We start from the raw sequence: 24,568 nt of genomic DNA on the forward strand, positions 1-24,568 counted from the left end.
CCAAACTTGAGAAAGAACCGAAATTTCTCGGCAGCGCCTTTTTACTATAAATCCTCGCGATTCCCTAAGGTATAACCGGAACCTTCATTCAATTTAAATTCATCTTCCAAACCTTCAGAAACATACACCTTGCCATTCTTGCTGACAAACACCGCCTCAGTTCCATCATCTGACGTTTTCTCGATGTATTCTAATCCCGCTTTGATTCCCTTGCTGTAAACCAAGGTGGACAGAGCATCCCCATCAATCGATTGATCAGTGATAATCGACACCCCGGCAATGTCGTTGTCGTAAGGATAACCAGTAGTGGAATCAAAAATATGATGGAAGGTCTCGTCCCCCACAGTTAAATTCCGTTCGTAAATTCCGGAAGTCACAATTGTCTGGTTAGTGGTTTCAATTGTGCCAATCGTCACGCCTCGCGCTTGATTAGGATCTTGAATCCCGACACTCCAAAGCTGATTGTCCCGGTTAGGATTATCCCCCATCACGTAAATATTTCCGCCTAGATCAATAATCGCCGAAGTCACGCCTTGCTCTTTCAACGTCGCAACCACTTCATCGGTAATATAGCCCTTGGCAATTGCCCCCAGATCGATCATCATGTCAGCTTCTGGCAGAAAAACTGTCTGATCTTCATCGGAAAACTGGACCTTAGTATAATCTACATGCTTCAAGGCTTCATCAATTTCACTTTGCTCCGGCTTGCGGGCATCATCATAACCGATTCGCCACAGCTGAGTAATCGAGCCGATCACATAATTAAAGCCGCCATCAGATTCTTCACTATAATTGGCCGCTTCTTTTAATAGAGAATAGACGTCTTCAGACACCACTACCGGTTCGATGCCAGCTTGTTGATTAATTTGATCGATTTCCGAAGCGCCGGCTTCATCATTAATCGTCAGCTTGTCCTCCAGCTCATCGATCCGATCAAAGGCTGGCTGCAGCGCCCCCTCTTGATCCTCGTCATACACCCGAATCCGAATATAGGTCCCTAACGAAAAGCTTTCCTTCGAATAAGGCTCTTCCCGCAACCCGCTGTTCCCTCCACCGGCACATCCTGCCAGCAGCAGCAACCCCAGCAGCAGACTCATAGTTATTTTTCTCATTTTGTTCACCTGTTTTCTTTTTCCTGTCTAATTATGATACATTATTTATAGAAGAAAAAATACAGGATTTGCTAATTCTCGCAACTCTTTGAAGGAAAGTTCACAGAACCCTCACACCGTTAGCGAAGAATAAGTAAGAGAATCTTTCACACTGAAAAAGGAGTTTGACTATCATAAAAATCAAAAAATTTTTCGCGGACAGTTTATGGAAGCCTTGGGACGGGATCATCATCGGTGTGCTGGTGCTGTTTTCCCTGCTGCCTTTGGTGATCTTTTCTGTTTATCAGAAAACCAATTTAGCGGAACGAACCCAAGCCGTCTTACGGGTGGATGGCGAGGAAATTGAGCGCTTCGATTTAGCGGAAGGCCAAGATTCTTATACGTATACTTACGAAGATCCCGATGGCGATTACAACCTGATCGAAATTTCCGGTGAACGGATTCGGGTCAAAGAAGCCAGCTGCCGCGACCAAGTCTGCGTGCGGCGGGGCTGGATTGAAGAAACTGGCGACACAATTGTCTGTCTGCCCCACAAAATGGTGATTGAAATTGTCTAAGGAGGTTCCTGGAATGGGCAACACACGAAAATACTTGTTTATTGCCTTGTTGGTAGCCCAAGGAGTGACGATTGGCTTACTGGAAAACATGATTCCTTATCCCTTTGCCTTCGCCCCTGGTGCTAAGCTGGGCTTAGCCAATTTAATCACCGTCATTTCCCTTTTCACTATGCGCAAACGGGAAAGCTTCCTATTAATATGGTTGCGATTGCTGCTGACGACTTTGCTGGGAGGAACGATTTCCACCTTCCTTTACAGTATGAGCGGTGCGCTTCTCAGCTTTTTAGGGATGATACTGGTGAAAAAACTGGGGCCGCAGCGGGTCAGCATTATCGGTATCAGTGCCACCGGCGGCTTCTTGCACAATGTGGGGCAATTACTGGTGGCCTCCTTTATCGCCCAATCCTGGTCGGTGATGCTGTACCTGCCGATCTTGTCATTTCTAGGTATTTTATCGGGAATTGTCATCGGTATTGCCGCGAACTATCTGTTAACAAGGGTCAAAACTTTACAAGAATTTCAATTGGTTCACGAAAAAAATAATTAGCAAAAAGGAAAGATTCTGTTGGTTTAAGCAGGATTCTTTCCTTTTTTTGTAACTTTATATATGCTCTCCTTAATCTTTATTTAAGCAAAAACTTCCAAAATCTCTATAATTTCCAACACAATTTACGCACATTTGACTCATAAAATAGCTATTAAACCCTCAGGTCAAATGCTCTTATTTTGGAGTTTTACTAATTAATCATTAAGGAGCATTCATATATGGAACGAGTACTATCGAACCGAATCGATTTGTCTTCCACCTTTTTAAAGTATTTAGCGATTGTCGCTATGTTTTTAGATCACTACGCCGTTGTTTTTATCCCTTCTGACCAGCCGGCCTGGTTAATTCTGCGGGTCATTGGACGATTAAGTGCCCCGATTATGTGTTACTTCATAGCCGAAGGAGAATTCTTCACCTCCAACCGCAAACGATACCTGCGACGGATGTTCGTCTTTGCCCTGCTAGCGCATTTCCCGTATGTCATCTATTTCAACCTCCCTATTTTTGGCGCCACCAGTGTGCTGTGGGGATTAATGAATGGTTTATTAGCCCTTATTTTTGTTAAACATTCTCCAGCAAACAATCTGATTAAAATTGCTTTTGTGTTTTTTTGCTGTTTGGTTGTTTTGCCAGCGGATTGGAATTATGTCACCGTTCTGTGGATTTTAGGCTTTGGCCTGTTTCGCGGCGATTTCAAGAAACAAATGCTGAGCTTTTTGGTGATCGGCATTACCTTTCATCTGATCCCATTGCTGCGGGATTATGGTAGCGCAGATCTTTACCAATTGGGAATTGTGCTGGCTATTCCGGTATTGGCCCTGTATCATGGAAGGAAAGGCAAAAGCAATAAGCTGCTGCAATGGGGCTTTTACTTGTTCTATCCTGGGCATTTATTATTGCTGGAATTATTGAAAATTATGATTAGATGAGGATAAAAAATGAAACCAATCGCTTTATTAGCTACTACCTGTCTGCTGCTGACTCTGGCCGGCTGTCGCCAAACTAGCGAACCGACAGAAAACAGCAGTACCAGCACGTCGACTGAGACAGTTGCATCAACGACTGAAGAAACCGAATCGACGCAAGAATCGACCGCTTCTTCCACCAAAGAAACCACCGAGCCTAAAGAAGAAGTGACTGGTGAAGTCTACCAAGGACAATACGAGCTGCCGGTGCAAGGCGCAACCGGGTATGCTTCGATTAATTTGCCGCTGCGAGACGCTGCTAATTTCCAAGGGGCGGAACTTCGTCGCCTGGAACCGGGCACAGGATTTACCATTATAAAGGAAGAAAACGGTTGGCTGAATGTAAAAATTGACGGTCAGACCGGCTGGCTGGACAGTCACTACTGTTTCGTGAACCTGCCAGATCTGATTCCTTCTATTAAATACAACATTACCAACAACAGCAAATCGTTATTTGTCTCTTCTGGTCAGGCGATTCCCAATGTGACGGATCAGGCCTTGTACGAAAGCCGCGACATGAACGATCGGCTGAACAAGGAAGAATATATCGTGCCGGTGCTGTACAACATGGCGGGAAAAATCATGAATGCGCAAAAAGCCGCCTTGGCTGAAGGCAACACGCTGGTGATCTACGAAGCCTTTCGCCCACTGCCGGTGCAGCTGAATGTCGCCAATCAATTGCTGCAGCTGGCTCAAACGTCGCCGGAGGTTATGGCGGGAATTGCCAGCTCGCCTTGGCAGATCGATTGGTTTATCTCAACTAAGGTTTCCAATCATCAGGTGGGCTATGCCATCGATGTAACGGTGGCCAAAATCGACTCGTCGAAGCAGACAAAAGTCGGCAAGTATTTAGTTACCGACATCGAAAACTATACCGAGTATCCGATGCACACCGCGATGCATGAGCTGAGTGCTCAATCGGCGATTTACACCCATCCGGTGAATACCAACAGCCCCACCGCGTGGCAAAGTGCGGCTGTTAATCCCAACAATAGCGGCAATGTAGCTCTGCTGCAGAATTATTTGATTACCAATGGTGGACTCACCCCGCTGGCCTCTGAATGGTGGCACTTCAACGATTTGGATGCGCTAAACGGCCTCCACAATTTAGGCGGCAATGGCGACTACGTGTTGCATTCAACTTATAGTGAAATTCCTGAATAACTAAGCAGGGCCGGATAAACATAATGGTTTATCCGGCCCTTTTCCTGTTTATTCTAGTTGATTTGCATAGCTGATTCTTCGCACAAAATCGTATCGATTAATTCCATCACCCGGCGAACCTGATTTGAAAACAGAATTGATCATTAGAGAATCCGTTTAGTCATAAACGCCGCGACAAAATAACCGTCGCGGCGTTATTTTTGTGGGGTAAATCACACAGTTAAGGTATTTTCGTTTAAATTCTTCTTTTTAACTCTTCGATTAACTTTTAAATCAGTTGGATATAACCACCTATTCTCAATCTAAGCTTCAGTTTTCTCAATCAGCCAGAGGACCTAACAGCTTCATTCTTCCACGAAACTGCAATATACTCGGTTGCGAAAAGGCTGCTAAGTCCCCTGTCCTTCACATTTCTTCAAAAAAATCGAAAAAAAGGAAAGTTTTTCGATAATTATTCTTAATTAGGTTTGAGTTTTCTGGTATAATAAAATTTGAGAACGGTCTCATTTATCCACTAAGTCAGAAAGAGGGTCGATAAAGGTTTCAACGTACTCACAGGAACAAGCAAAAATAGGATCGGCACTCTGTTGTTTATCGCTATTTTTGTGAAAAAACACGCAAGGACTATTTAATTATTCGAAGGAGAGGTTTTTTGATGTCAAAAACAGTAATTATTGGTGCAAACCATGCAGGGATCGCTGCAGCGAACACGTTGTTGGATACTTACAAAGATCAAGAGGTTGTCATGATTGACCGCAACACCAACTTAAGTTATCTAGGTTGTGGTACTGCTCTATGGGTAGGTCGTCAAATTGATTCTTACGAAGGCTTGTTCTACACCAAAAAAGAAGATTTCGAAGCTAAAGGTGCCAAAATCTCGATGGAAACCACTGTTGATCGTATCGATTTTGACAAAAAAGAAGTTCACGCAACTAAAAAAGATGGCGAAAGCTATGTTGAAACTTATGACAAATTGATTCTGGCGACTGGTTCAGTTCCTATCTCACCAAATGTTCCAGGACGTGACTTGGAAAACATCCATTTCTTGAAACGATTCCAAGATGGACAAGCAGTTGATGCCTTGTTGGATCAAGCAGATATTAATACTGTTGCCGTAATCGGCGCTGGCTACATTGGCGTGGAAATTGCGGAAGCTGCCAAACGCCGCGGTAAAGAAGTGCTATTATTTGATGCTGCTGGACGTTCACTACCCAATTACTATGACAAATGGTTCACTGACGACATGGATAAAACATTGGCTGACCACGGTGTTGAACTGCACTTTAATGAATTGGCTCGTGAATACAAAGGGACTGACAAAGTTGAAGCGATCGTAACCGACAAAGGCGAATACCCTGTTGATCTAGTAATCAACGCGATCGGTTTCTTACCAAATAATGCACTAGGCAAAGAGCATTTGGAATTATTCACAAATGGCGCTTACCTAGTTGACCTGCATCAAAAAACCAGCGACGATGCGGTTTATGCGGTTGGTGACTGTGCAACGATTTACTCAAATGCCTTGAGAAAAACCACTTATATCGCTTTGGCAACCAACGCGGTTCGTTCAGGAATTGTGGCTGCCCACAACATCGGCGGCACTCCATTGGAATCTACTGGGGTCCAAGGCTCAAACGGTATTTCAATCTTTGGCTACAACATGGTTTCAACTGGGGTTTCAGTAGAAGCAGCTGCCAAATTCGGCATGAAGGTAAAATACACCGACTTCCAGGATTCACAAAAACCAGGCTTTATGAAGGAAAACGACGACGTGAAAATCCGCATCGTTTACGAAGAAGATTCTCGCCGCGTGGTGGGTGCACAATTAGCGTCAACAACTTCAGAAATTGCCATGGGTATCCATATGTTCTCATTGGCAATTGAAGAAGGCGTAACCATCGACAAGATGAAACTATTAGATATCTTCTTCTTGCCTCACTTCAACCAACCATACAACTACATTACCATGGCTGCGTTGAGCGCAGAGTAGAAACTAAACACCAAAAAACGATCCGTTCACAAGAACGGATCGTTTTTTGTGCATGCTACTTTTTTATCGATCATTGATCGAGGTGTAATCTAATTCCGGTGAAACCTCCATATAAGCTGGACGGATAATTTTTTGCACGTTCACCAGCTCTTCAATTCGGTGAGCCGACCAGCCGACAATCCGGGCAATCGCAAAGATCGGGGTATACAGCTCTTGCGGCAGCTCCAGCATGTGGTAAACGAAGCCGCTGAAGAAATCGATATTGGCACTGACGCCTTTGTAAACTTTGCGGCGCTCTGAAATCACTTCTGGGGCAATGCTTTCTACTTTGCGGTAAAGATTAAAGTCTGCTTGAGCTTTTGCCCCCTTCTCACTGGCTAATTTTTCTACATAGCGTTTGAAAAGCTCCGCCCGCGGATCAGAATCGGCGTAGATAGCATGGCCCATTCCGTAAATCAATCCCTGTTTGTCGAAAGCTTCCTTATTCAAAATTTTCTTCAAATAAGCCGCAATTTCTTCATCATCCTCTGGGTCCTTCAAATTCGCCTTCAAATCCTGCATCATTTGGGTCACTTTAATATTGGCTCCGCCGTGCTTTGGTCCTTTTAAGGAACCTAACGCCGCGGCAATCGTCGAATAGGTATCCGTCCCACTGGAGGTAACTACTCGGGTGGTGAAGGTGGAATTGTTCCCGCCGCCATGTTCCATGTGCAGAACCAAGGCCATATCCAAGGTTTGAGCTTCCTGAAAGGTATATTGTTTATCCGGCCGCAGCATGGTCAAGATCGCCTCAGCCGTACTTAATGAAGCATCTGGTCGATGAATGTACATACTTTCACCTTTGGTATAATGATTATAGGCATGATAGGAGTACACAGCTATCATGGGAAACGTGCTGATGAGGGATAAACTTTGGTCTAACACATTCTCAATACTGATATCGTCAGCTTTGTCGTCATAACATCCCAATGTCAGAATGCTGCGGGACATCATGTTCATAATACTGTGTGAGGGTGCCTTCATAATTACATCCCGAACAAAGTTCGTCGGAAGCGTTCGTCTTTTAGCGATTGTCTCGGTAAAACCCTCCAGCTGCTGTTTAGTTGGCAATTCACCAAACAATAACAGGTAGCTGATTTCCTCAAATCCTAAACGTCCTTCTGAGACAAATCCCTGAACTAAATCATTCACATCAATTCCCCGATAGCGCAGCTCACCAACATCAGCAATTACTTGATTATTCGCCATTTTTTGCGGGTGAATCGTGGAAATATTGGTCAATCCAGCTACAACACCTTGACCATTTACATCCCGCAATCCTCTTTTAACATTATGTTTCGCAAAAAGCTCGGCATCCAAATGGTCCTTCTCACGGCATATCTGAGCCATTAGTTCTAAATCTAACATGTACATGTCCTCCTGACTTCACTCTTTCTGTGTTTTGGGTTCAAGAAACATTATAGCACCATTATTTTAAAATGAAAGATTTTTAATAAAGTCATTTACAAACTTTTTCTTTATTCGTATAATAGACCAACAAGCAGGTATCAATAACAGAAGGGAAGGATTATCAACATGAACTGGACCAAACACACCAACGTCAAGGGCGAACAATACACCTACCTTGACCTATTATCAGTCGTCTCTCACTACAACAAAGAGCTGGAGCGCTATCCATACAGCATTCGTATTTTGCTGGAAAGCTTAGCCCGACATCAGGAAACGCAAGCACTAGAAGAGCTGATTGAGTATGATGCTAAAAACCCAACCGGTGTTATCCCTTTTAGACCGTCGCGAGTTATACTGCAGGATTTCACAGGGGTTCCAGCGGTAGTTGACTTAGCTGCGATGCGTGACGCTGTAGTGAAACTAGGCGGCAAGGCCGAGTACATTAATCCTGAGATCCCCGTGACTTTGGTTGTTGATCACTCGGTTCAAGTAGACTGCGCCGGAACACCGGACAGCTTGGCTTTTAATACTGAAAAAGAATTTGAACGCAATCTTGAGCGTTACCAATTTTTAAAATGGGCCCAGCAGGCCTTTGATAATTTTGATGTCGTACCGCCAGAAACCGGGATTATTCATCAAGTCAATTTGGAATTTTTATCCGATGTGATTTTAGAGCAAGAAAAGAATGGCGAAAAATGGCTGTTCCCTGATTCATTAGAAGGAACTGATTCTCATACAACGATGATCAACGGCTTAGGTGTTCTAGGCTGGGGAGTTGGCGGAATTGAGGCCGAAGCAGCGATTTTAGGTGAAGCTTCCTTCTTCCCTACTCCTGAAATTATCGGGGTAGAATTAACTGGAGCCTTGTCTCCGACAGCTACCGCGACTGATTTGGCGCTGCATTTAACTCAACTATTGAGAAATGAAAAAGTTGTCGGCAAATTCGTCGAATACTTTGGACCAGGCTATCAAAAACTAAGCCTGTCTGATCGGGCAACGATTGCCAACATGGCCCCAGAATACGGCGCGACCTGCGGCTATTGCCCAATTGACCAAGAAACCTTGAATTATTTGCGGGTAACTGGACGCTCACCAGAGCAAATTGAACTGGTAGAAGCCTATGCCAAAGCAAATCATTTATTCTATGATGGTTCAGAAACTCCAGAGTACACGCGAGTGATTCAACTAGACTTAGGGGAAATCAAATCATCGGTTGCTGGACCTAAACGTCCCCAAGACCGTATTCCTTTGGATGAAGTTTCAGAAAATTTTGCCGCATCCTTAACCAACCCAAGCGGCCCACAAGGCTTTGGCTTGTCAAAAGATGAAATCAACAAGTCAGCAGCGATTGCCGACAGGGAAAACGCGATGCACACTGGCGATCTGGCCTTGGCAGCAATTACCAGCTGTACCAATACCAGCAACCCAAGTGTCATGGTAGCCGCTGGATTACTAGCGAAAAAAGCCGTGGAAAAAGGCCTGCAAGTGCCGGAAACCATCAAAACTTCCTTAGCACCAGGTTCGAAGATCGTAACTTCTTATTTAGAAAAAGGCGATTTGCTTAAGCCATTAGCTGATTTGGGCTTTGATATTGTCGGCTACGGCTGTACTACCTGTATCGGAAACTCCGGTCCCCTTTCAGAAGAAGTGGAACAAACCCTAAAGAAAAATGATTTAGTGGTTGCCGCCGTTCTTTCCGGTAACCGAAACTTTGAAGGCCGGATTCATCCGCTAATTAAGGCCAACTACTTGGCTCCACCGCCGTTAGTGATTGCTTATGCGTTGGCGGGTACAGTAACGAAAGATTTAACCAAGGAACCAATTGCCGAAAATGCGGACGGTCCGGTTTATTTAGAGGATTTGTGGCCAACTAAAGAAGAAATTGATGCGTATATTGACGAGCATCTAGATCCTGAAGATTATCAAGCTGCTTATAAAGATGTGTACCAATCCAACGAGCGCTGGAATCAAATCCAAACCTCAGAAGGCGCAACTTATGAATGGGATGAAGCATCAACGTACATTGCCAATCCACCATTCTTTGATACGTTAAAAGAAACCTTGGATACACCGCCATCACTGACTGGCTTGAAGGTCTTGGCAAAATTTGGCGATTCCGTGACTACTGATCACATTTCTCCAGCCGGAAATATTGCCTTGAACTCGCCAGCGGGACAATACTTAAAGGATCGCGGTCTGACTTACAAGGATTTCAACTCCTTTGGTTCACGTCGTGGTCACCATGAAGTCATGATGCGGGGAACTTTCGGCAATATTCGGATTCAAAATCAATTAACGCCAGATGTTACCGGCGGTTACACTCGTTCTGCCTTAACTGGTGAAGAAATGAGTATTTACGATGCAGCGATGGATTATCAAAAAAATGGTGTCGGCACTGTCATCTTGACAGGCAAAGACTACGGCATGGGCTCTTCCCGAGACTGGGCGGCTAAAGGAACTTCCTTACTAGGCGTCAAAGCAGTCATCGCGGAAAGCTACGAACGGATTCACCGCAGCAACCTAGTGATGATGGGGATTGTTCCGTTGGAATACTTGGAAGGCGAAACGGCTGAGACTCTGGGTCTTGACGGTACTGAAACCTTCTCGATTGATATGCCGACTGAACCTGAGATCAACCAATTAGTCACAGTCACTGCGGAAAAAGACGCACCGATTACCTTCCAGGCGAAGCTGCGCTTTGATTCAGAGGCGGATGTGGAATACTGGGAAAATCAAGGCATTCTGCAATTAGTGATTCGCAAAAAAATGAACGAGGAGAACAACTAAATGACCAATACACCTATTGTTCCTTACATTGAAGGCGACAGCATCGGGCCAGAAATTTGGCAAGCCACTAAAAATGTGGTGGATACTGCCCTTGAGCTGACTTACGGCGGAGCTAAAAAAATTGAATGGCTGGAGGTTTTAGCTGGCGGAAAGGCCTTTGACCAAACCGGTGAATGGCTGCCGGATGAAACTGTTACGGCGATTCAAAAGCATAAACTAGCGATTAAAGGCCCGTTAAACACGCCAATCGGCGGCGGAATCCGTTCGTTGAATGTAGCTTTACGCCAAACCTTAGATCTATACGCTTGTGTCCGTCCAGTTCGCTATTTCAAAGGGGTACCCTCGCCATTGAAGGAACCTGAGAAAACGGAGATGACGATTTTCCGGGAAAATACCGAGGATGTGTATGCCGGCATTGAATTTGCGGCGGGCTCTGATGAAGCTAAACAGTTGTCAGATTTCTTGGAAAACACGCTGGGGGTCACTAAGATTCGTTTTCCCGAGACTAGTTCTTTAGGAATCAAACCGATTTCTAAAGAAGGCAGTGAACGCCTGGTTAAGTCAGCGATGGACTATGCCGTAGCTCAAGAGTTGACGCGGGTAACCTTGGTTCATAAAGGCAACATCATGAAATTCACAGAAGGCGGCTTTAAAAACTGGGGCTACGACATGATCGAACAAGACTACCCACAGGCCTTCACCATGAATCAATACAAAAAAATCGCTGCTGAAAACGGCGAACAAGCAGCCGAAGATGCTCTAGCTACTGCTCGTAACGAGAAGAAAATTGTGGTGGATGACGTAATTGCTGACAACCTGCTACAGCAAATTCTGTTGTATCCAGAAAAATTCCAAGTCATTGCCACCACTAATTTGAACGGGGATTATATTTCTGATGCCTTGGCTGCCCAAGTTGGCGGGATTGGTATCTCGCCAGGAGCCAATATCAATTATCAATCCGGCCATGCGATTTTTGAGGCGACTCACGGCACGGCACCGGATATTGCTGGTAAAGGCTATGCTAATCCGTGCTCGTTGCTGCTTTCAGCTACGATGCTGCTGGATCACCTAGGCTGGTATGAAGCCAGCCAAAAAATCACCGCAGCGATTGAAGCGGCGATTGAGCAGAAAATTGTTACGAAAGATTTCGCGCAGGCGTTAGGTATTCAAGAAGTTTCAACTAGCCAATTTGCCGACGAACTGATTAAATTGATGAAGTAAAAGAAAGACTCTTTAGGTTTTGATGATCGCCTAAAGAGTCTTTTTTAGCGGGAATTTCTTGGGATTTTGGTTATGCTTCTTACTCCAGTCATACCAACCACCGTCGAATAAGCGAATCTGTGACCAGCCCAACTCCTTGGCAACAAAGAAAGCGGTGGATGCCCGCCAGCCGGTGCCGCAATAAAAGACGATTTCCTTTTCGGGATTCAGACCAGCTGTTTGCCAAGCTTGGTCGATTTCTGACAGTGGCTTGAGCCGATGATCTGCTGTTAACAAGTCAGCTACGTCATCTTTGCCGCAGCTGGCTGGGGTAAAGATCGCTCCCTCCGGCTCTCCTGCTTGCTCAATATAAGAATAATTGCTGGTGGCTCCGCTGTATTCTTCCCGGCTGCGAACACTAGCCAGGATCAATTCGGGATTACGGGATTTTGCTTGTAATAGATCCTCTGAAGTAGAAATCAGAATTTCAGGTCTTCGGGGAATCCTTGTACCGAAATCCTCAGCTTTTTCGACTTCGACTGTCCCCTGCTCCAGCGGATACACCCAAGATCGCAAGCCATCCTCTAAAATTTTAATTTGATTGATTCCCAGCCAGTACGCAACAAAAGCTACCCGACAGGCCGCATTAAGATTACTAGAATAGATCAGGACTGGTGTATCTACGGTGATTCCTTTTTTAATAAACACTTGTTGACATTGCTGAGCTGGTAAAATGTTCCAGCCATTTTCCTCAGATTCTATTTCGTTCGTATCGAAATAAATTGCCCCAGGCAAATGCGACTGCTGAAAGGTAAATTCCTGTTGATTGCCCACAGCTAAGACTTTATACCCTTGCGATAGCAGCCGATGAGCTGCGGCTGCATCTACAAAAAACTGTTTGTTCACACTTTCACCCCTTCTGGCTTGCTGAAATTCAAATTTTTACCTACAATGAATATGGATACCCCGCCAACTTCTCGCAGTCAGTATCGGAAAAAGCAGCTGTCGATCTTCAAGAAAAACTGCACAAAACAGTTAGTTGGATGGTATACGGCATGAAAAATTAATACGCAAAAAAGAATAAGTAGCAGGAGGAATTATCATGAACTATTATGACTCAGTCGACGAATTATTGCTAGACTTACGGGGCGACCTGGAAGAAATCGGAAATGAAAATATTTGGGTATACTACGATGGCAACGGCAAAGTGACCGATTACCGCTATAAAAACGATCCCGCCGAAAGAAAACCGAAAGAACGGGAAAATCAGGTCATCAAAGAAATGCCAGCCATTGAGCTATTAAACAGCTTATCCATCTAAAATGCAGAAAAACGAGTGCCCTCCAATAAGCGAGCACTCGTTTTTTAATGGTCTTATTTAATTGTCCCTCTTAGCTGAAAAAACACTGAGAAGAGATGATGCCCCGTACTTCGCTGTATCTAATTAACACTTTGCCGTCGTTCTCATTGATCTTGTCTGCATCTAGACCATAGAACCGTTCTACGTTCACAATACAGCCCTCATCTGTCTTTTGCAGGACTTCACCAATAATCGGACGTTCAAAATCAGCTTTTCGACATTCGTAATTCTCTCCAACAATAATCGCTTCTTTATTCATTTATTCACCTCAATGGACGTATTTACTACTCATTAATAGTACCATTAATCCGCTTAAAAGACTATATTAAACCTCTTTTTTCTTCAATAAAATTTTATACCTTAACATTAATCCAAGTTTTGCAGCAATAACGCCACGTATTGTTCCAAATAAAATTGGTCAATTTGATCATACATACCAATTTCCGAACTATCCAAATCCAGCACACCCACTAATTGATCGCCTTTTTTCATGGGGACCACGATTTCTGATCTCGCTGTAGAATCGCAGGCGATGTAATTCGGGTGCTTAGTGACATCTTCAACGATTAAGGTTTGATTCTTCTCGGCCGCTTCTCCGCAGACACCCTTACCTAGAGGAATATGTACACAAGAAACATTTCCCTGGAAAGGCCCTAAGATCAATTCGCCTTCTTTGAATAGGTAGTAACCAGCAAAAACAGTGTCTGGTAATGTTTGATTTAGTAAAGCCGATGAATTCGCTAAATTCGCAATTAGATCAGTTTCCCCTTCCAATAAGGCTTTTTGCTGCGCCAGCATTAACTGATAGGCGGCTTCTTTTGCTTCTTGACTGTTCCAACTCATAAATTATAATCCTCCTCTATGAAACTATTTTACCTTATCAATATGAATAACACCATTTATATAATTATACATTTCTTTTATAACCTTCATCCTTTTCTCACGCCTCCGCAACCTAAACCCAGCAATGTCAATAGCAAGTAGCCGCTTTCAAGAGAAATCTATATTTCATTTCCTTTACAAACTATACGGTTAGATAAAAGATTACCTTTTCTCCACTTTTTCTTCACATTTTCTTATATAATCAAATCGTTGAGAAATATTAGAATCTAATTGTACAAGTGAGGACGAGAATGATTAAACTTAAAAAATATACTGCATTGGCTTTATGTGCACTGACTCTAGGCGCACCATTAAGTGCCAGCGCGGAAGAATTTGACCAAAAAATTGCTGATCAAGATAAAAAAATCGAAGGCTTGCAACAAACCGCTCAATCTGTTGAAGCACAAAAAGCTGCTTTAGAAAAAGAAGTAGCAGCGGTTGAAAAAGAAGTTAACGACGTGTTGAAACAAAAGACACAAGAAGAACAAAAATTAAGCGAGCTAACTGCGAAGATTCAAGATTTGAAAGTAAAAATTCAAAAACGTGAATTACAGTTGAAAGAACAAGCCCGCGACGTGCAAACTAACAACACATCAAACTTAGTGAGTACAGTAATGGAAGCTAAGTCAATCAGTGATGCAGTTGAAAAAACCATGGCAGTATCGACAATTATTTCTGCTAACAAAGACGCAATGGAGCAACAAACCAAAGATAAAGCGGAGCTGGAAACACTTCAAAAAGAAGCTGAACAGCGTTTAGCCGTTATCACTGAAAAAACGGAAGAACTAAAAGCGAAACAAGAGGAATTAGTGAAAGCTAAGCTTGATCAACAAGTCAAAGTAAATGAAATCCAAGCCAGCATCGCTACTGAATCAGCTCAAAAGGATAAATTCCAACAACAAAAACAAGACGCTGAGAAAAAACGTCAAGCAGCCTTAAAAGCGTTGGAAGAACAAAAACAAAAAGAAGCAGAAGCTCGTGAAAAAGCCCAAGTTGAAGCTGAAAAACAAGCAAAAATCGCCGCTGAACAAGCGCAAAAGGCGTTAGAAGAAGCTGCAGCTGAACAAGCAGCTGCCGAAAGTGCTGAACAAAAAGCACAAGCTGAAATTGCAGCGTTAGAAGCAAAACAACAAGAAGAACAAGCGAAACAACAAACAGAGCAAGCACAATCGGTTACTAGTCCTGGAGCAGCACCAGTTGTTTCATCACCTACTCCGTCAGCTTCAGCTCCAGCAACAAACTCTAGCGGTTGGGGTTCACCACTTTCAATCGGCTTAGTAGTTACTAGTCCATTTGGTCCTCGGGTTGACCCAACTGGTTTATCTGGTACACAGCATGATGGAATTGACTTTGCTGGTGCAGCCGGTACTTCAATCCATGCGGCGAAAGCTGGTACAGTTGTCGAAGCAGGCTTCCACTGGTCAGCTGGGAACTACGTAATCATCCAACATTCTGATGGTTACTATTCTTACTACATGCATATGGTTTCAACACCAAATTGCAGCGTAGGCCAACAAGTCAGCCAAGGTCAAGTCCTTGGTGGCATGGGAACAACTGGTAACTCAACTGGCGTTCACTTACACTTCGGTGTATCAACAGCCGTTTGGTCTGGATTTGTTAATCCAGCACCATTATTAGGAATTTAATACAAAAGACAAAGCCATCCGAAATGATTTCGGATGGCTTTTTAATTAGGCTTCGCAATCTGGTTTGCGAAGCCTTTTCTCTATTCCGCTTCCGCGATATCTTTAACGACTTCCTCTAGATCAATTTCTCGCGCTAGATAAGCCGGATCATGAATTGGGAAGTGTTGACGAAATTCTTCCAGCTCCGCCCACTCAATCGTTCCCTCTTCTAATTGATAATCCAAGACATGTCCACCAAATTTGCGGTCGTCACTAATAAAGTGCAAATGGAAACCCGCTGATGCTGCACCTTGGAATAATTCTGGTGTGAAGAAGCCAACAATGGTCCCTTTGACCTTTTCCTCAGAAAATTCCGGTTGATTGCGGGCTGCTTCCACAAATTTCGGGTAAGGCTTTTTTTGTTTAGGGGAAACCCGTACATGCATAAATGAGAAGGTCCCAGAAATTTTAATCGCCGCAAACAAGTTTCTGCTGATCCGTTCTAACAATTGTTCGGCAATTTCCTGAGACGTTTGCTTTTCTTCCTGCTCCAAAACCTGCTCCGCTTTAAAATTGGTTACGGCTGCGTAAGGGGTCCACTCTTGACCGGTTAAGGTATGGATTTCGCCTTTTTCATTGGCATGATACATCACATTATCTAAAATAATCACTTCACCGTTGGAGCCGGACAAGGTGCCTAGGCCGAAATCACCATAAGCGCCCAGCTCACCGATTTTCTCGGTACCGTCCATTAGATCACTCATTAAGGCGCCTAACGTTCCATGCTGATATAAGTAACTCATTATTTTCCACCTCTTAATAGAATTGATCTGGTAATACGGTTTTGCCGAGTTCTTTGTTGTCGCGATAATCGATAGGAATATCGATAATTACCGGACCCTCTGTTGCGATTCCTTCTGCCAAAGCAGCTTTCAGTTCTTCAACATTGGTTGCTCTTAAACCTTTAGCCCCAAATGCTTCGGCATATTTCACGAAATCAACCGGACCAAAATGTACGCCGGATGACCGATTATACTTCATTTCTTCTTGGAATTCTACCATATTGTAGCTGCCGTCATTCCAAATCAAATGCACGATGTTTTGCTTCAAGCGGACTGCTGTTTCTAATTCTTGCGCAGAAAATAGGAACCCGCCATCGCCGGAAACCGAAATAATTTGGGTATTCGGCCGAACTAAGGCTGAGGCAATCGCCCATGGCAAAGCTACGCCCAAGGTTTGCATCCCGTTACTGAACAACAAATGACGAGGTTCATAGCTTCTAAAATGGCGGGCCATCCAAATGTAGTGGCTGCCTACATCCACAGTTACTGTCATTTCGTCGGTAACTTTTTCTTGCAGTGTATGAATCACGTCTAATGGATGAATCCGACCAGTAGTTTCATCGGTCAATTGACGATCCGATTCCTGCATTTTTTCCTGCAAGGTTTCCAAGTAGTTCATGGCGTCCTCTGGTAAATTGTAGGTGCCGATTTGTTCCTTCAAAGCGCGGATATTGACGGCAATATCGCCGATCAACTCTTCTTCCGGCTGCAAGTATGGATCGATTTCAGCCGCAACTTCATCTAACACGATGATATGGGCATCCTTTTCAGCATTCCAGTTACGGGCTTCGTATTCAATCGGATCATAGCCGACTGCAATCACCAAGTCGCTGCGTTTCAGCAGCATGTCTCCTGGTTGATTACGGAACAGACCTACTCGACCGAAGAAATGATCCTCCAGCTTGCGGGAAATAATTCCAGCTGCTTGGAAGGTTTCTACGACTGGAAGTCCAGTGGCTGCTACCAATTCACGAATGGCTTCAGTTGGTTGTTCAGCAGAAGCACGCATCCCTACTAGTAACACGGGTAATTTAGCTTGTTGGATTTTTTCAACTAAAGCCTGAATATCTTCATGACTTGCGCCGCCTAATTTAGGAACAGATAAAGGTTCAATGACTTCCCCTTCTACTTCGCTGTCCGTCACATCTTGCGGAATTGACAGGAAGCTGGCACCCTTTTTGGCGGTTTTAGCAATTCGATAGGCATTGGCAATATTTTCCGAAATCGTTTCTGGATCTTGGATTTCACTGCTGTATTTAGTAATCGGGCTAAACAAGGCCGCATTATTCATACTTTGGTGGGTCAGCTTCGACAAATCGGAACGCTTCACTTGGCCGGCAATCGCCAAAACGGGATCACTTTCGGCAGTTGCGGTCACTAAACCGGTAGCAAGATTGCTGGCACCGGGACCGCTAGTAGCAATGACCACCCCTGGTTCGCCGGTTAACCGACCGATCGCTTGTGCCATAAATGCCGCATTTTGTTCATGGCGGGTAATAATTAATTCCGGTCCTTTATCCTCTAATGTATCAAAGACACCATCAATCTTAGCACCAGGAATCCCAAAGACGAATGGCACTTGATGGTTGATCAAACTTTCTACAATAACTTCTGAGCCTTTTTTACTCACTGTTATACACCCTCTAAATTTCTGTATTAATCACATAGAGAAGAATAGCACCAAAAGTCAAATATATCAAATAAGAAACACTATCTAAATGTGTGTTATAATTTTCGTCTAAAAAAGCCCAGATGAGAAAATCACCTGAGCTGTCTTTCTATTAGATTTGTTTGGAAATTGATTGCTTTACTTAGTCATGTACCAGTTTTGGGCATTTTTCAGCAGGATTTTTTCCGCCTGCTCCTGAGAAAATATTTTTTGAATTAATTCAATGTCTTTTACGCTGAATCGTTCCCGTGCCCGGGTAGATGGCAGGTCGCTGCCAAAAATCAGTCCATCTGGATTTTCAGCAAACAACTCTGGCAACAGGGTTTCCAGTTGGTCTCTAGTGTATTCGATTCTTCCGAAACCGGTCACTTTAATGGTTACGCCACCAGCTAATAATCTTGTCAGCTTTTCCCTTGAAGCACTACCCATCCCCAAATGGTCAACCGAAGCTTTCGGCAGCTGAAGAATCACTTTTTCCAATTCTTCTGAAAGATTGTCTAAATTCAAGTAAAATTCAGTCTTCCACTTAGCTAGATCATAAACTCTCTTAGAAAAAGCTTCGATATTTTCAATGCTTTCAGGTAACCCGCGGTAAAAATTGAAGCGAATCCCTCTAACACCCAGTTTGTCCAGTCGTTCAATTTCTTTATCCGTCGTGTTTAACGGCAGCTGCGTGATTCCCACGAAGTTAGGCCCTAATTTCCCTAGAGCATGTTCCAAATAGGTTTGATCGAACCCTTGAAAGGATCCTGAGACCACGGTCCCGCCTGCTACTTCAATTTCTTGGGCTTCCAACTCACTTTGGTAGTCTTCGACGGTGTACAAATCTGGCGTAAATCCAGTGTTGGGAATGATTGGAAAATCTGGTTCAACAATATGGAAATGACTATCAAAAATTTTCATTTTATTCCTCCTCGTTAGATTCATTATACTACGAAAAAAGCGTTTACCGAATTAATTTCTGGCAAGCATAAAAGCCCAGATGAGTGAGTCACCTGAGCTTAGCCGTACTATCCTTCAAAATTAAATTCTTTCGACCAATCAAATTCACCAGATTCCTCGTAGTTTTGGGGCCAGTGGGCACACCAGTCCGGGGAACGATACTCCCGAACGACTTCTGTACTAGGGGTGTAGGGCTTCAAATCCAGCAAGGGACTGCCCTCTTCGGCATCCAAATAATCCAGCTCCACAATCCCAGTTTCTACATTCACTGATAAAATTCCAGCGACAGAAACGGCAATCGGATTGGGTCGAACCGGACCCCGGGTGGCGAATATTCCTAATTTTTCCGGGCCCTTAACATAAGGCTTTTCCATTATCCGTTCGGCTCGCAGTTCCGGTATATCCAGCTGATCAAACCAGTACAGCACCATGACGTGGCTGAAATCTCCCAGCCCTAACAGTGCTTCTTTTACTTCTTCGTCCAAAACCAACATCGTCTTTCCTGCTTCTTTTGCTACCTTGCCAATTGCTTTTAATTCCATTTGTCATCCCTCCTGTACTACGAGGATAATCCCTCACACTGCGTGAGAGTCAAGTCGAATTAAGGGAATTTGTAATTCTGTGACATATTCTTCAGGATCGTTCGTCTCGTCTGGTCCGATGTGGCAGACTTGGCGAGTGATTTTGCTCATTTGATACTCAGGGTGCTGATCCAACCAATAGGCAAACGCACGATAAACCGTCGGCAGCTGATGATAATTGCCGGTTACTATGATGCTGGCTGCCAACGAAATTTCGGGAACTACTCGGCTTTCCAATGGGGCTTTCACTAGGACCAGCTCTTTAGTGCGCCAAACCAATTCCAGCTCGACATCCTGCTCTCGGTATTCCTGATCGTAAAACAGCGTGGCGGTGCCTAAATCCTCAGAAGAAATCGACAAGCCTTGCTCAGCTATTTCTTGATAAAACTCCTGCCAAAATCTCCCTTCGTGATAAAAGCTGGGAATCACCTTGCGGCAGCACACGGCTGGAAAGCTGGGGATGCCGCATAAGCGGATTTCGTAGGAAGCTGGGTTTTCGATCCGCTGAATTGTCCGCTGGATGGCTTCGATCCGCATTTGGTCGAGTGCTATTTCTTCTTTGATTTCCTGCTCTTTTTGCAATAAATGCTCAGTTAAGACTGCATCATCCACTGCCAATAAATCCTTAATTTCCTGCAACGAGAATTTCAATTCTTTTAATAGAAGAATTGTGTGCAGCTGCTCCAGCTGACGAACGGAATAATAGCGGTAGCCGGATTCCTGATCAATTTTTTTCGGTCGCAAGAGCCCAATATCATCGTAATGACGCAGCATTCGAATTGAGACATGGCCCAATTGGGAAAACTCTCCAATTTTCAACATAATGTGTTCCTCCACCTTCTATTATACGGATGAATCCGCTTGTTGTCAGGTGGGTTTTATGGGATAATTATAGAGAACAGACGTTCTTTTCGAGGAGGATGACCATGCATTATGCCAGTTATAAAACGATTCTATCACCAACGAATAATATGAATTTGTTTCGCGGCTGTACCCACGGCTGCATTTATTGCGACAGCCGCAGCCAGTGCTATCAGCTGAATCATACTTTCGAAGATATCGAGGTGAAGGAAAATGCGCTGGAAATTCTGGAGAGTCAGCTGGCTCGCAAGCGCAAACCTTGTATGATTACAACCGGTGCCATGACTGATCCGTATATTCAGCTAGAAGAACGGCTGCAGATTACCCGCCAGTCGCTGGAGCTAATCGAAAAATACGGCTTTGGTGTCTCGATACAAACCAAGTCCAGTCGGATTCTGCGAGATCTCGACTTGCTGAAACGCATTAACCAGCAGACTAAAACGGTAGTACAAATGACCTTGACCACCTATGATGAAGCGCTATGTAAGAAACTGGAGCCTTATGTATCCACCACTTACGAACGTTTTGAAACTTTGAAAGTCTTCCAGGAAAACGGGATTCCCACCGTGGTTTGGCTGTCGCCGATTTTGCCTTTTATTAATGATACAGAGGAGAATTTGGCCGGTATTTTGGATTATTGCTTGAAGGCCGGCGTAAAGGGGATTATGTGCTTTGGCTTTAGCATGACCTTACGAGAAGGCAATCGTGAGTATTTCTATCAAAAGCTGGACCAGCACTTTCCTGGTATGAAGCAAAAATACCAGCAAGCCTTTGGCAACCAGTACATCTGCAACAGCCCTAATCATACTCGATTGATGAAGCAGTTCATTGAGTTTTGTCAAAAGCATCAGATCATGTGGCGAACGGAAGAAGTATTTGCTTATTTGAAGAAATTTGAGCAGACGGAGCAGCAGTTGAGTCTATTTTAAAAAACCTCAAATCCTGAAACCAGGATTTGAGGTTTTTCGACTTATAATGCGTCTGTTTTTAATTCCAAATACGCAATTTCTTCGGTTGTTAAATGAACATCCTGTGCTTTCAAGCTAGACAATAGTTCTTTTTTGTTACGTGGTCCGATTGAAGCAAACACGTCAAAGCGATCGTTTAACACATAAGCCAGAGCTACGTTAATTGGTTCTACTCCACGAATTTTAGCTACTTCTTCTACGCGACCCAATTTCTTGAAGTTGCCTTCTGTAAAGAATGCGCCCTTGATATCTTCTGGTGCATCAGCGTTCATGTCTTTCCATAATGGAACGAAGAAGCCGGCACCTTGTGCACCCCAACTCATGACAGTAATGCCCATTTCGTTGTTCTTCTTCACGTAGTCAGCATCCACATAAACCGCACGGAACCAACGAGGTTTCTTCACATCAGCCAGAGTGAACGATGGACTGTTGATACTAATCCCTAAGTAGCCTTTTTCATTACAGTAATCGTTGGCAGCTTTGATCCGTTCCACTGACCAGTTGCTGACACCGTAAGTCGTGATTTTGCCTTCTAGACGATGCTGCTCGAAGCGGTCCATCAATTCTTCAACCGGCACATCTTCGTTGTCGCGATGCATTACATACATATCAAAATGCTTCACGCCCATATTTTTCAAGCTGTATTCTAAGTCTTCTGTGATATAGTCAGCACCAACACGGCTCTTATCTGGGAACTGCACATTGTTCTCGTCTACATAATGATGGCAAGCTTTGTTGACCAGTAAAAGCTCATCGCGATTGCCGCGTTCCTTCAGCCATTTAGTAATAACCGTTTCTGCTTTCCCACCATTGTAAAAACGACCCGTATCAATCACATTGCCGCCATTAGCCACATAGGCATCCATTAATTCAAAAATTGCTTCTTCATTCTCGGGACCAAACCAGCCTGTTCCCAATGCGATCCGGGCAACCTTTGCGTCTAATCCTTTAATCTGACAGTATTCCATTTTCTTCCTCCTAAATTTTATTCAAGCAAAACGTTTTTAAACAACTGCGTCTTGCTTATTTTTATCTCAACTAATTACTTAACAATTGTGAAAAACCTTTCCTGTTCCAAATTCAATCATTCACAATCTCTTTGTAATTCTTATTCTAGAATATTCCTGCCACAAAATCTAATATCTTTTTTTGTCACTATCGATAGTCTCAGGCTATCGTTTTTCAGTTAAATTAGAAAGTGGCAAAGAAAAACTAAAACTTGCCAATTTCCTCACAAAAAATAGATGCTTTTTTTCGATGTTATTGATAAAATATTTTTATAGATGAGGTGAAAACAATGAATCTGCGACAACTTGAATTCTTTTTAGCACTGGCAGAAACGGAGCATATGACCAAAGCTGCCAAACAGCTCCAGACTTCTCAGCCTAATGTCAGTCATGCAATGTCGACACTAGAACAGGAATTAGGGGTTCCTTTGTTTAAAAAAAATGGCCGCAATATCAGCCTGACCCGATACGGCCGGCTATTTTACAGCTACATTTCCCCTTCCTTGAAGGAAATTTATAAAGGCCAGAAAATTTTAACCGATATGGCCAACCCTGTACCAGGAGAAATCCGGTTCGGCTTTATTTATACGGTAGGCTCAGTGATTGCTCCGCGGATCACGCAGCAATTCATCAGCAAACAGGAGCATCACAATGTCCATTTTGATTTTCATCAGGGCAATTCCAATCGGATTGTTGAGCTGTTGAAGGATGATTTAATCGATGTGGGCATTTGTTCCAAAGTGAAAAACGTGCCGGAAATTCAATTCAGCGTCTTAGCCCGGGAAGAAATGGTGGTGGTAGTGCCGGAGAATCATCCTTTAGCCAGCGAAGAGGCGATCCATTTGGAAAAAATTATTCCCTATCCGGTGGTTTATTACCGCAAACAAAGCGGCTTGCGGCCTTACTTAGATGAGATTATGGCTGATTTAGCGATCCATCCCCGTATCACGCTGGAGCTGGATGAGGACCACAGTGTGTTGGGCTTTGTCGGACACGACTTCGGTCTAGCCATCATGCCGAATATTCCGTCGATTTCTTCTTATCCGGTGAAAAAGATTAAAATCTTAGATCGGCTGCCGGACCGCAATCTGTACTTGGCGATCAAACGAAACCATCTCCATACCGCTATCGTGCGGGATTTTTGGAGCTTTTGCCAAAATGAGTTTGAACTGGGAGAAACCATCAACCTGGTTTAACCTTTTCTGCCCAGGAAAGACGCAGCGATTAGCTGCGCCTTTTTTTATGTGTATTTTTTGCAATCGGTTGTTGGCTAGCATTTTGATAGTGGTGGTGAAAATTGCTAATAGTGCCAAGAAACGGACTACGTTGCCGTAAACATCTGAGTTTTCGATAATTAAACCTTTTTCAGCACATTGTCTGATCAGGAGATTCACAAACTCAACGGCTGGTTCTTTATCGAAGGGATTTTAGACAAATTCCACCCCTAGCACGAGTATCACTAATCATTAAGGAATCCCTCATTAGTCCCTCCATAGCTGGTTGCTCCTTATTCTTTTCTTTCAAGCTACCCACATTTGATTAGCTAAGCAATCCTGCCAAAAAAGTAGATTCACCTACTTGTGAATAGATAATCAAACTGTTATCTATTAATTTATTTGGAATTCCCTTTAATTTTAAAGCATTCCAAAGTAAGTCTGGCTTAGATTGTCAGATTTCAACTACCCTATGTTTAAAAAACAAATAGATTAACGATCCAAACGAATTTCCAATTAACGAAATATAGAATATTAAGCTTTTATTATTTCACAACACATTAATTAGCATGCAGCAGAATCGTCACAACGTGTATTTGAAGCAGAAGACAGATCAAATTATTTTGTTATGAAGCACCAGCCCCTTTTGAATATTAAGATAACACCGATGGAGGGGAACGCCAATTCTGTTTTCATGTCTATCTCGGTACGGCTCAACCGTTTGCTCTTTTCAACCGACCATTTTAAAATAGCATATTATTTTATTTCACCAATTACGGTTATAAAAACAGCTTGTTTTTTTCTAAATTACCACTTGATTATGATTATCTCTTACTATATATTATG

The 24,568-nt window shown here is 43.5% G+C and carries 22 protein-coding genes; 11 read left to right on the top strand and 11 right to left on the bottom strand.

The features are described 5' to 3' along the window. Nucleotides 1-44: 44 nt before the first annotated feature. On the bottom strand, nucleotides 45-1,121 hold the full coding sequence (locus tag JZO70_RS14200; RefSeq protein WP_430748900.1) for an FAD:protein FMN transferase: 1,077 nt from the start codon (nucleotides 1,119-1,121) through the stop codon (nucleotides 45-47). Nucleotides 1,122-1,285: 164 nt separating this feature from the next. Between JZO70_RS14200 and JZO70_RS14205 the strand changes: the two genes are divergently transcribed. The 5 genes from JZO70_RS14205 to nox all read left to right on the top strand — a co-directional run bounded on the left by JZO70_RS14205 (nucleotide 1,286) and on the right by nox (nucleotide 6,335). Beyond that, complete coding sequence (locus tag JZO70_RS14205) at nucleotides 1,286-1,669, top strand: NusG domain II-containing protein (protein ID WP_207674287.1); 384 nt, start codon at nucleotides 1,286-1,288, stop codon at nucleotides 1,667-1,669. A 13-nt stretch (nucleotides 1,670-1,682) separates the two neighbouring features. Further along, nucleotides 1,683-2,216: a Gx transporter family protein gene (locus JZO70_RS14210; protein WP_207674257.1), complete on the top strand. Its 534-nt coding sequence runs from the start codon at nucleotides 1,683-1,685 to the stop codon at nucleotides 2,214-2,216. A 218-nt stretch (nucleotides 2,217-2,434) separates the two neighbouring features. Further along, entirely contained in the window at nucleotides 2,435-3,145 is a 711-nt protein-coding gene (locus JZO70_RS14215; protein ID WP_207674259.1) for a TraX family protein, read from the top strand. 9 nt (nucleotides 3,146-3,154) lie between these two features. Continuing rightward, nucleotides 3,155-4,345: a M15 family metallopeptidase gene (locus JZO70_RS14220; protein ID WP_207674261.1), complete on the top strand. Its 1,191-nt coding sequence runs from the start codon at nucleotides 3,155-3,157 to the stop codon at nucleotides 4,343-4,345. Between the two features lie 655 nt (nucleotides 4,346-5,000). After that, complete coding sequence (nox, locus tag JZO70_RS14225; RefSeq protein WP_207674263.1) at nucleotides 5,001-6,335, top strand: H2O-forming NADH oxidase; 1,335 nt, start codon at nucleotides 5,001-5,003, stop codon at nucleotides 6,333-6,335. Nucleotides 6,336-6,398: 63 nt separating this feature from the next. Here nox and JZO70_RS14230 read toward each other — a convergent pair whose 3' ends face one another. Then, a complete protein-coding gene (locus tag JZO70_RS14230; protein ID WP_207674265.1) occupies nucleotides 6,399-7,742 on the bottom strand; it encodes a citrate/2-methylcitrate synthase in 1,344 nt (447 codons plus the stop codon). A gap of 168 nt (nucleotides 7,743-7,910) precedes the next feature. Between JZO70_RS14230 and acnA the strand changes: the two genes are divergently transcribed. Then, entirely contained in the window at nucleotides 7,911-10,571 is a 2,661-nt protein-coding gene (acnA, locus tag JZO70_RS14235; protein WP_207674267.1) for an aconitate hydratase AcnA, read from the top strand. Beyond that, entirely contained in the window at nucleotides 10,572-11,792 is a 1,221-nt protein-coding gene (icd, locus tag JZO70_RS14240; protein ID WP_207674269.1) for an NADP-dependent isocitrate dehydrogenase, read from the top strand. 30 nt (nucleotides 11,793-11,822) lie between these two features. Here the strand turns inward: icd and JZO70_RS14245 are convergent, their stop codons facing one another. Further along, nucleotides 11,823-12,677: a rhodanese-like domain-containing protein gene (locus JZO70_RS14245; protein WP_207674271.1), complete on the bottom strand. Its 855-nt coding sequence runs from the start codon at nucleotides 12,675-12,677 to the stop codon at nucleotides 11,823-11,825. 196 nt (nucleotides 12,678-12,873) lie between these two features. On the opposite strand from JZO70_RS14245, the gene JZO70_RS14250 reads away from it, so the two are divergent. After that, nucleotides 12,874-13,092 (top strand): hypothetical protein, encoded by a 219-nt coding sequence (locus tag JZO70_RS14250; protein WP_207674272.1) that lies wholly within the window; start codon nucleotides 12,874-12,876, stop codon nucleotides 13,090-13,092. Between the two features lie 70 nt (nucleotides 13,093-13,162). Here the strand turns inward: JZO70_RS14250 and JZO70_RS14255 are convergent, their stop codons facing one another. Beyond that, a complete protein-coding gene (locus tag JZO70_RS14255) occupies nucleotides 13,163-13,390 on the bottom strand; it encodes a hypothetical protein (RefSeq protein WP_207674273.1) in 228 nt (75 codons plus the stop codon). A 107-nt stretch (nucleotides 13,391-13,497) separates the two neighbouring features. Beyond that, complete coding sequence (locus JZO70_RS14260) at nucleotides 13,498-13,974, bottom strand: GAF domain-containing protein (protein ID WP_207674274.1); 477 nt, start codon at nucleotides 13,972-13,974, stop codon at nucleotides 13,498-13,500. Nucleotides 13,975-14,264: 290 nt separating this feature from the next. On the opposite strand from JZO70_RS14260, the gene JZO70_RS14265 reads away from it, so the two are divergent. Then, complete coding sequence (locus JZO70_RS14265) at nucleotides 14,265-15,659, top strand: M23 family metallopeptidase (RefSeq protein ID WP_207674275.1); 1,395 nt, start codon at nucleotides 14,265-14,267, stop codon at nucleotides 15,657-15,659. An 80-nt stretch (nucleotides 15,660-15,739) separates the two neighbouring features. Here JZO70_RS14265 and budA read toward each other — a convergent pair whose 3' ends face one another. From budA to JZO70_RS14290, 5 genes are all read right to left on the bottom strand, one after another. Further along, nucleotides 15,740-16,441, bottom strand: coding sequence for an acetolactate decarboxylase (gene budA, locus JZO70_RS14270; protein ID WP_207674276.1), 702 nt, complete (start codon nucleotides 16,439-16,441; stop codon nucleotides 15,740-15,742). 13 nt (nucleotides 16,442-16,454) lie between these two features. After that, on the bottom strand, nucleotides 16,455-18,110 hold the full coding sequence (gene alsS, locus JZO70_RS14275) for an acetolactate synthase AlsS (RefSeq protein ID WP_207674277.1): 1,656 nt from the start codon (nucleotides 18,108-18,110) through the stop codon (nucleotides 16,455-16,457). Nucleotides 18,111-18,287: 177 nt separating this feature from the next. Then, complete coding sequence (locus tag JZO70_RS14280; protein WP_207674278.1) at nucleotides 18,288-19,052, bottom strand: amidohydrolase family protein; 765 nt, start codon at nucleotides 19,050-19,052, stop codon at nucleotides 18,288-18,290. Nucleotides 19,053-19,159: 107 nt separating this feature from the next. Further along, a complete protein-coding gene (locus tag JZO70_RS14285) occupies nucleotides 19,160-19,633 on the bottom strand; it encodes a TrmO family methyltransferase domain-containing protein (RefSeq protein WP_207674279.1) in 474 nt (157 codons plus the stop codon). A gap of 33 nt (nucleotides 19,634-19,666) precedes the next feature. Then, nucleotides 19,667-20,494: a MerR family transcriptional regulator gene (locus tag JZO70_RS14290; protein WP_207674280.1), complete on the bottom strand. Its 828-nt coding sequence runs from the start codon at nucleotides 20,492-20,494 to the stop codon at nucleotides 19,667-19,669. Nucleotides 20,495-20,598: 104 nt separating this feature from the next. Between JZO70_RS14290 and JZO70_RS14295 the strand changes: the two genes are divergently transcribed. Next, nucleotides 20,599-21,462 (top strand): SPL family radical SAM protein, encoded by an 864-nt coding sequence (locus JZO70_RS14295; protein WP_207674282.1) that lies wholly within the window; start codon nucleotides 20,599-20,601, stop codon nucleotides 21,460-21,462. A gap of 41 nt (nucleotides 21,463-21,503) precedes the next feature. Here the strand turns inward: JZO70_RS14295 and JZO70_RS14300 are convergent, their stop codons facing one another. Continuing rightward, nucleotides 21,504-22,469, bottom strand: coding sequence for an aldo/keto reductase (locus JZO70_RS14300; protein ID WP_207674284.1), 966 nt, complete (start codon nucleotides 22,467-22,469; stop codon nucleotides 21,504-21,506). A 329-nt stretch (nucleotides 22,470-22,798) separates the two neighbouring features. On the opposite strand from JZO70_RS14300, the gene JZO70_RS14305 reads away from it, so the two are divergent. Beyond that, the gene (locus JZO70_RS14305; protein WP_207674286.1) at nucleotides 22,799-23,704 is read left to right on the top strand and encodes a LysR family transcriptional regulator; all 906 of its coding nucleotides are present in this window, start codon (nucleotides 22,799-22,801) and stop codon (nucleotides 23,702-23,704) included. The last annotated feature ends 864 nt before the right edge of the window (nucleotides 23,705-24,568 follow it).

The organism is Candidatus Enterococcus moelleringii, assembly GCF_017377575.1.
GTDB lineage: Bacteria > Bacillota > Bacilli > Lactobacillales > Enterococcaceae > Enterococcus_A > Enterococcus_A moelleringii.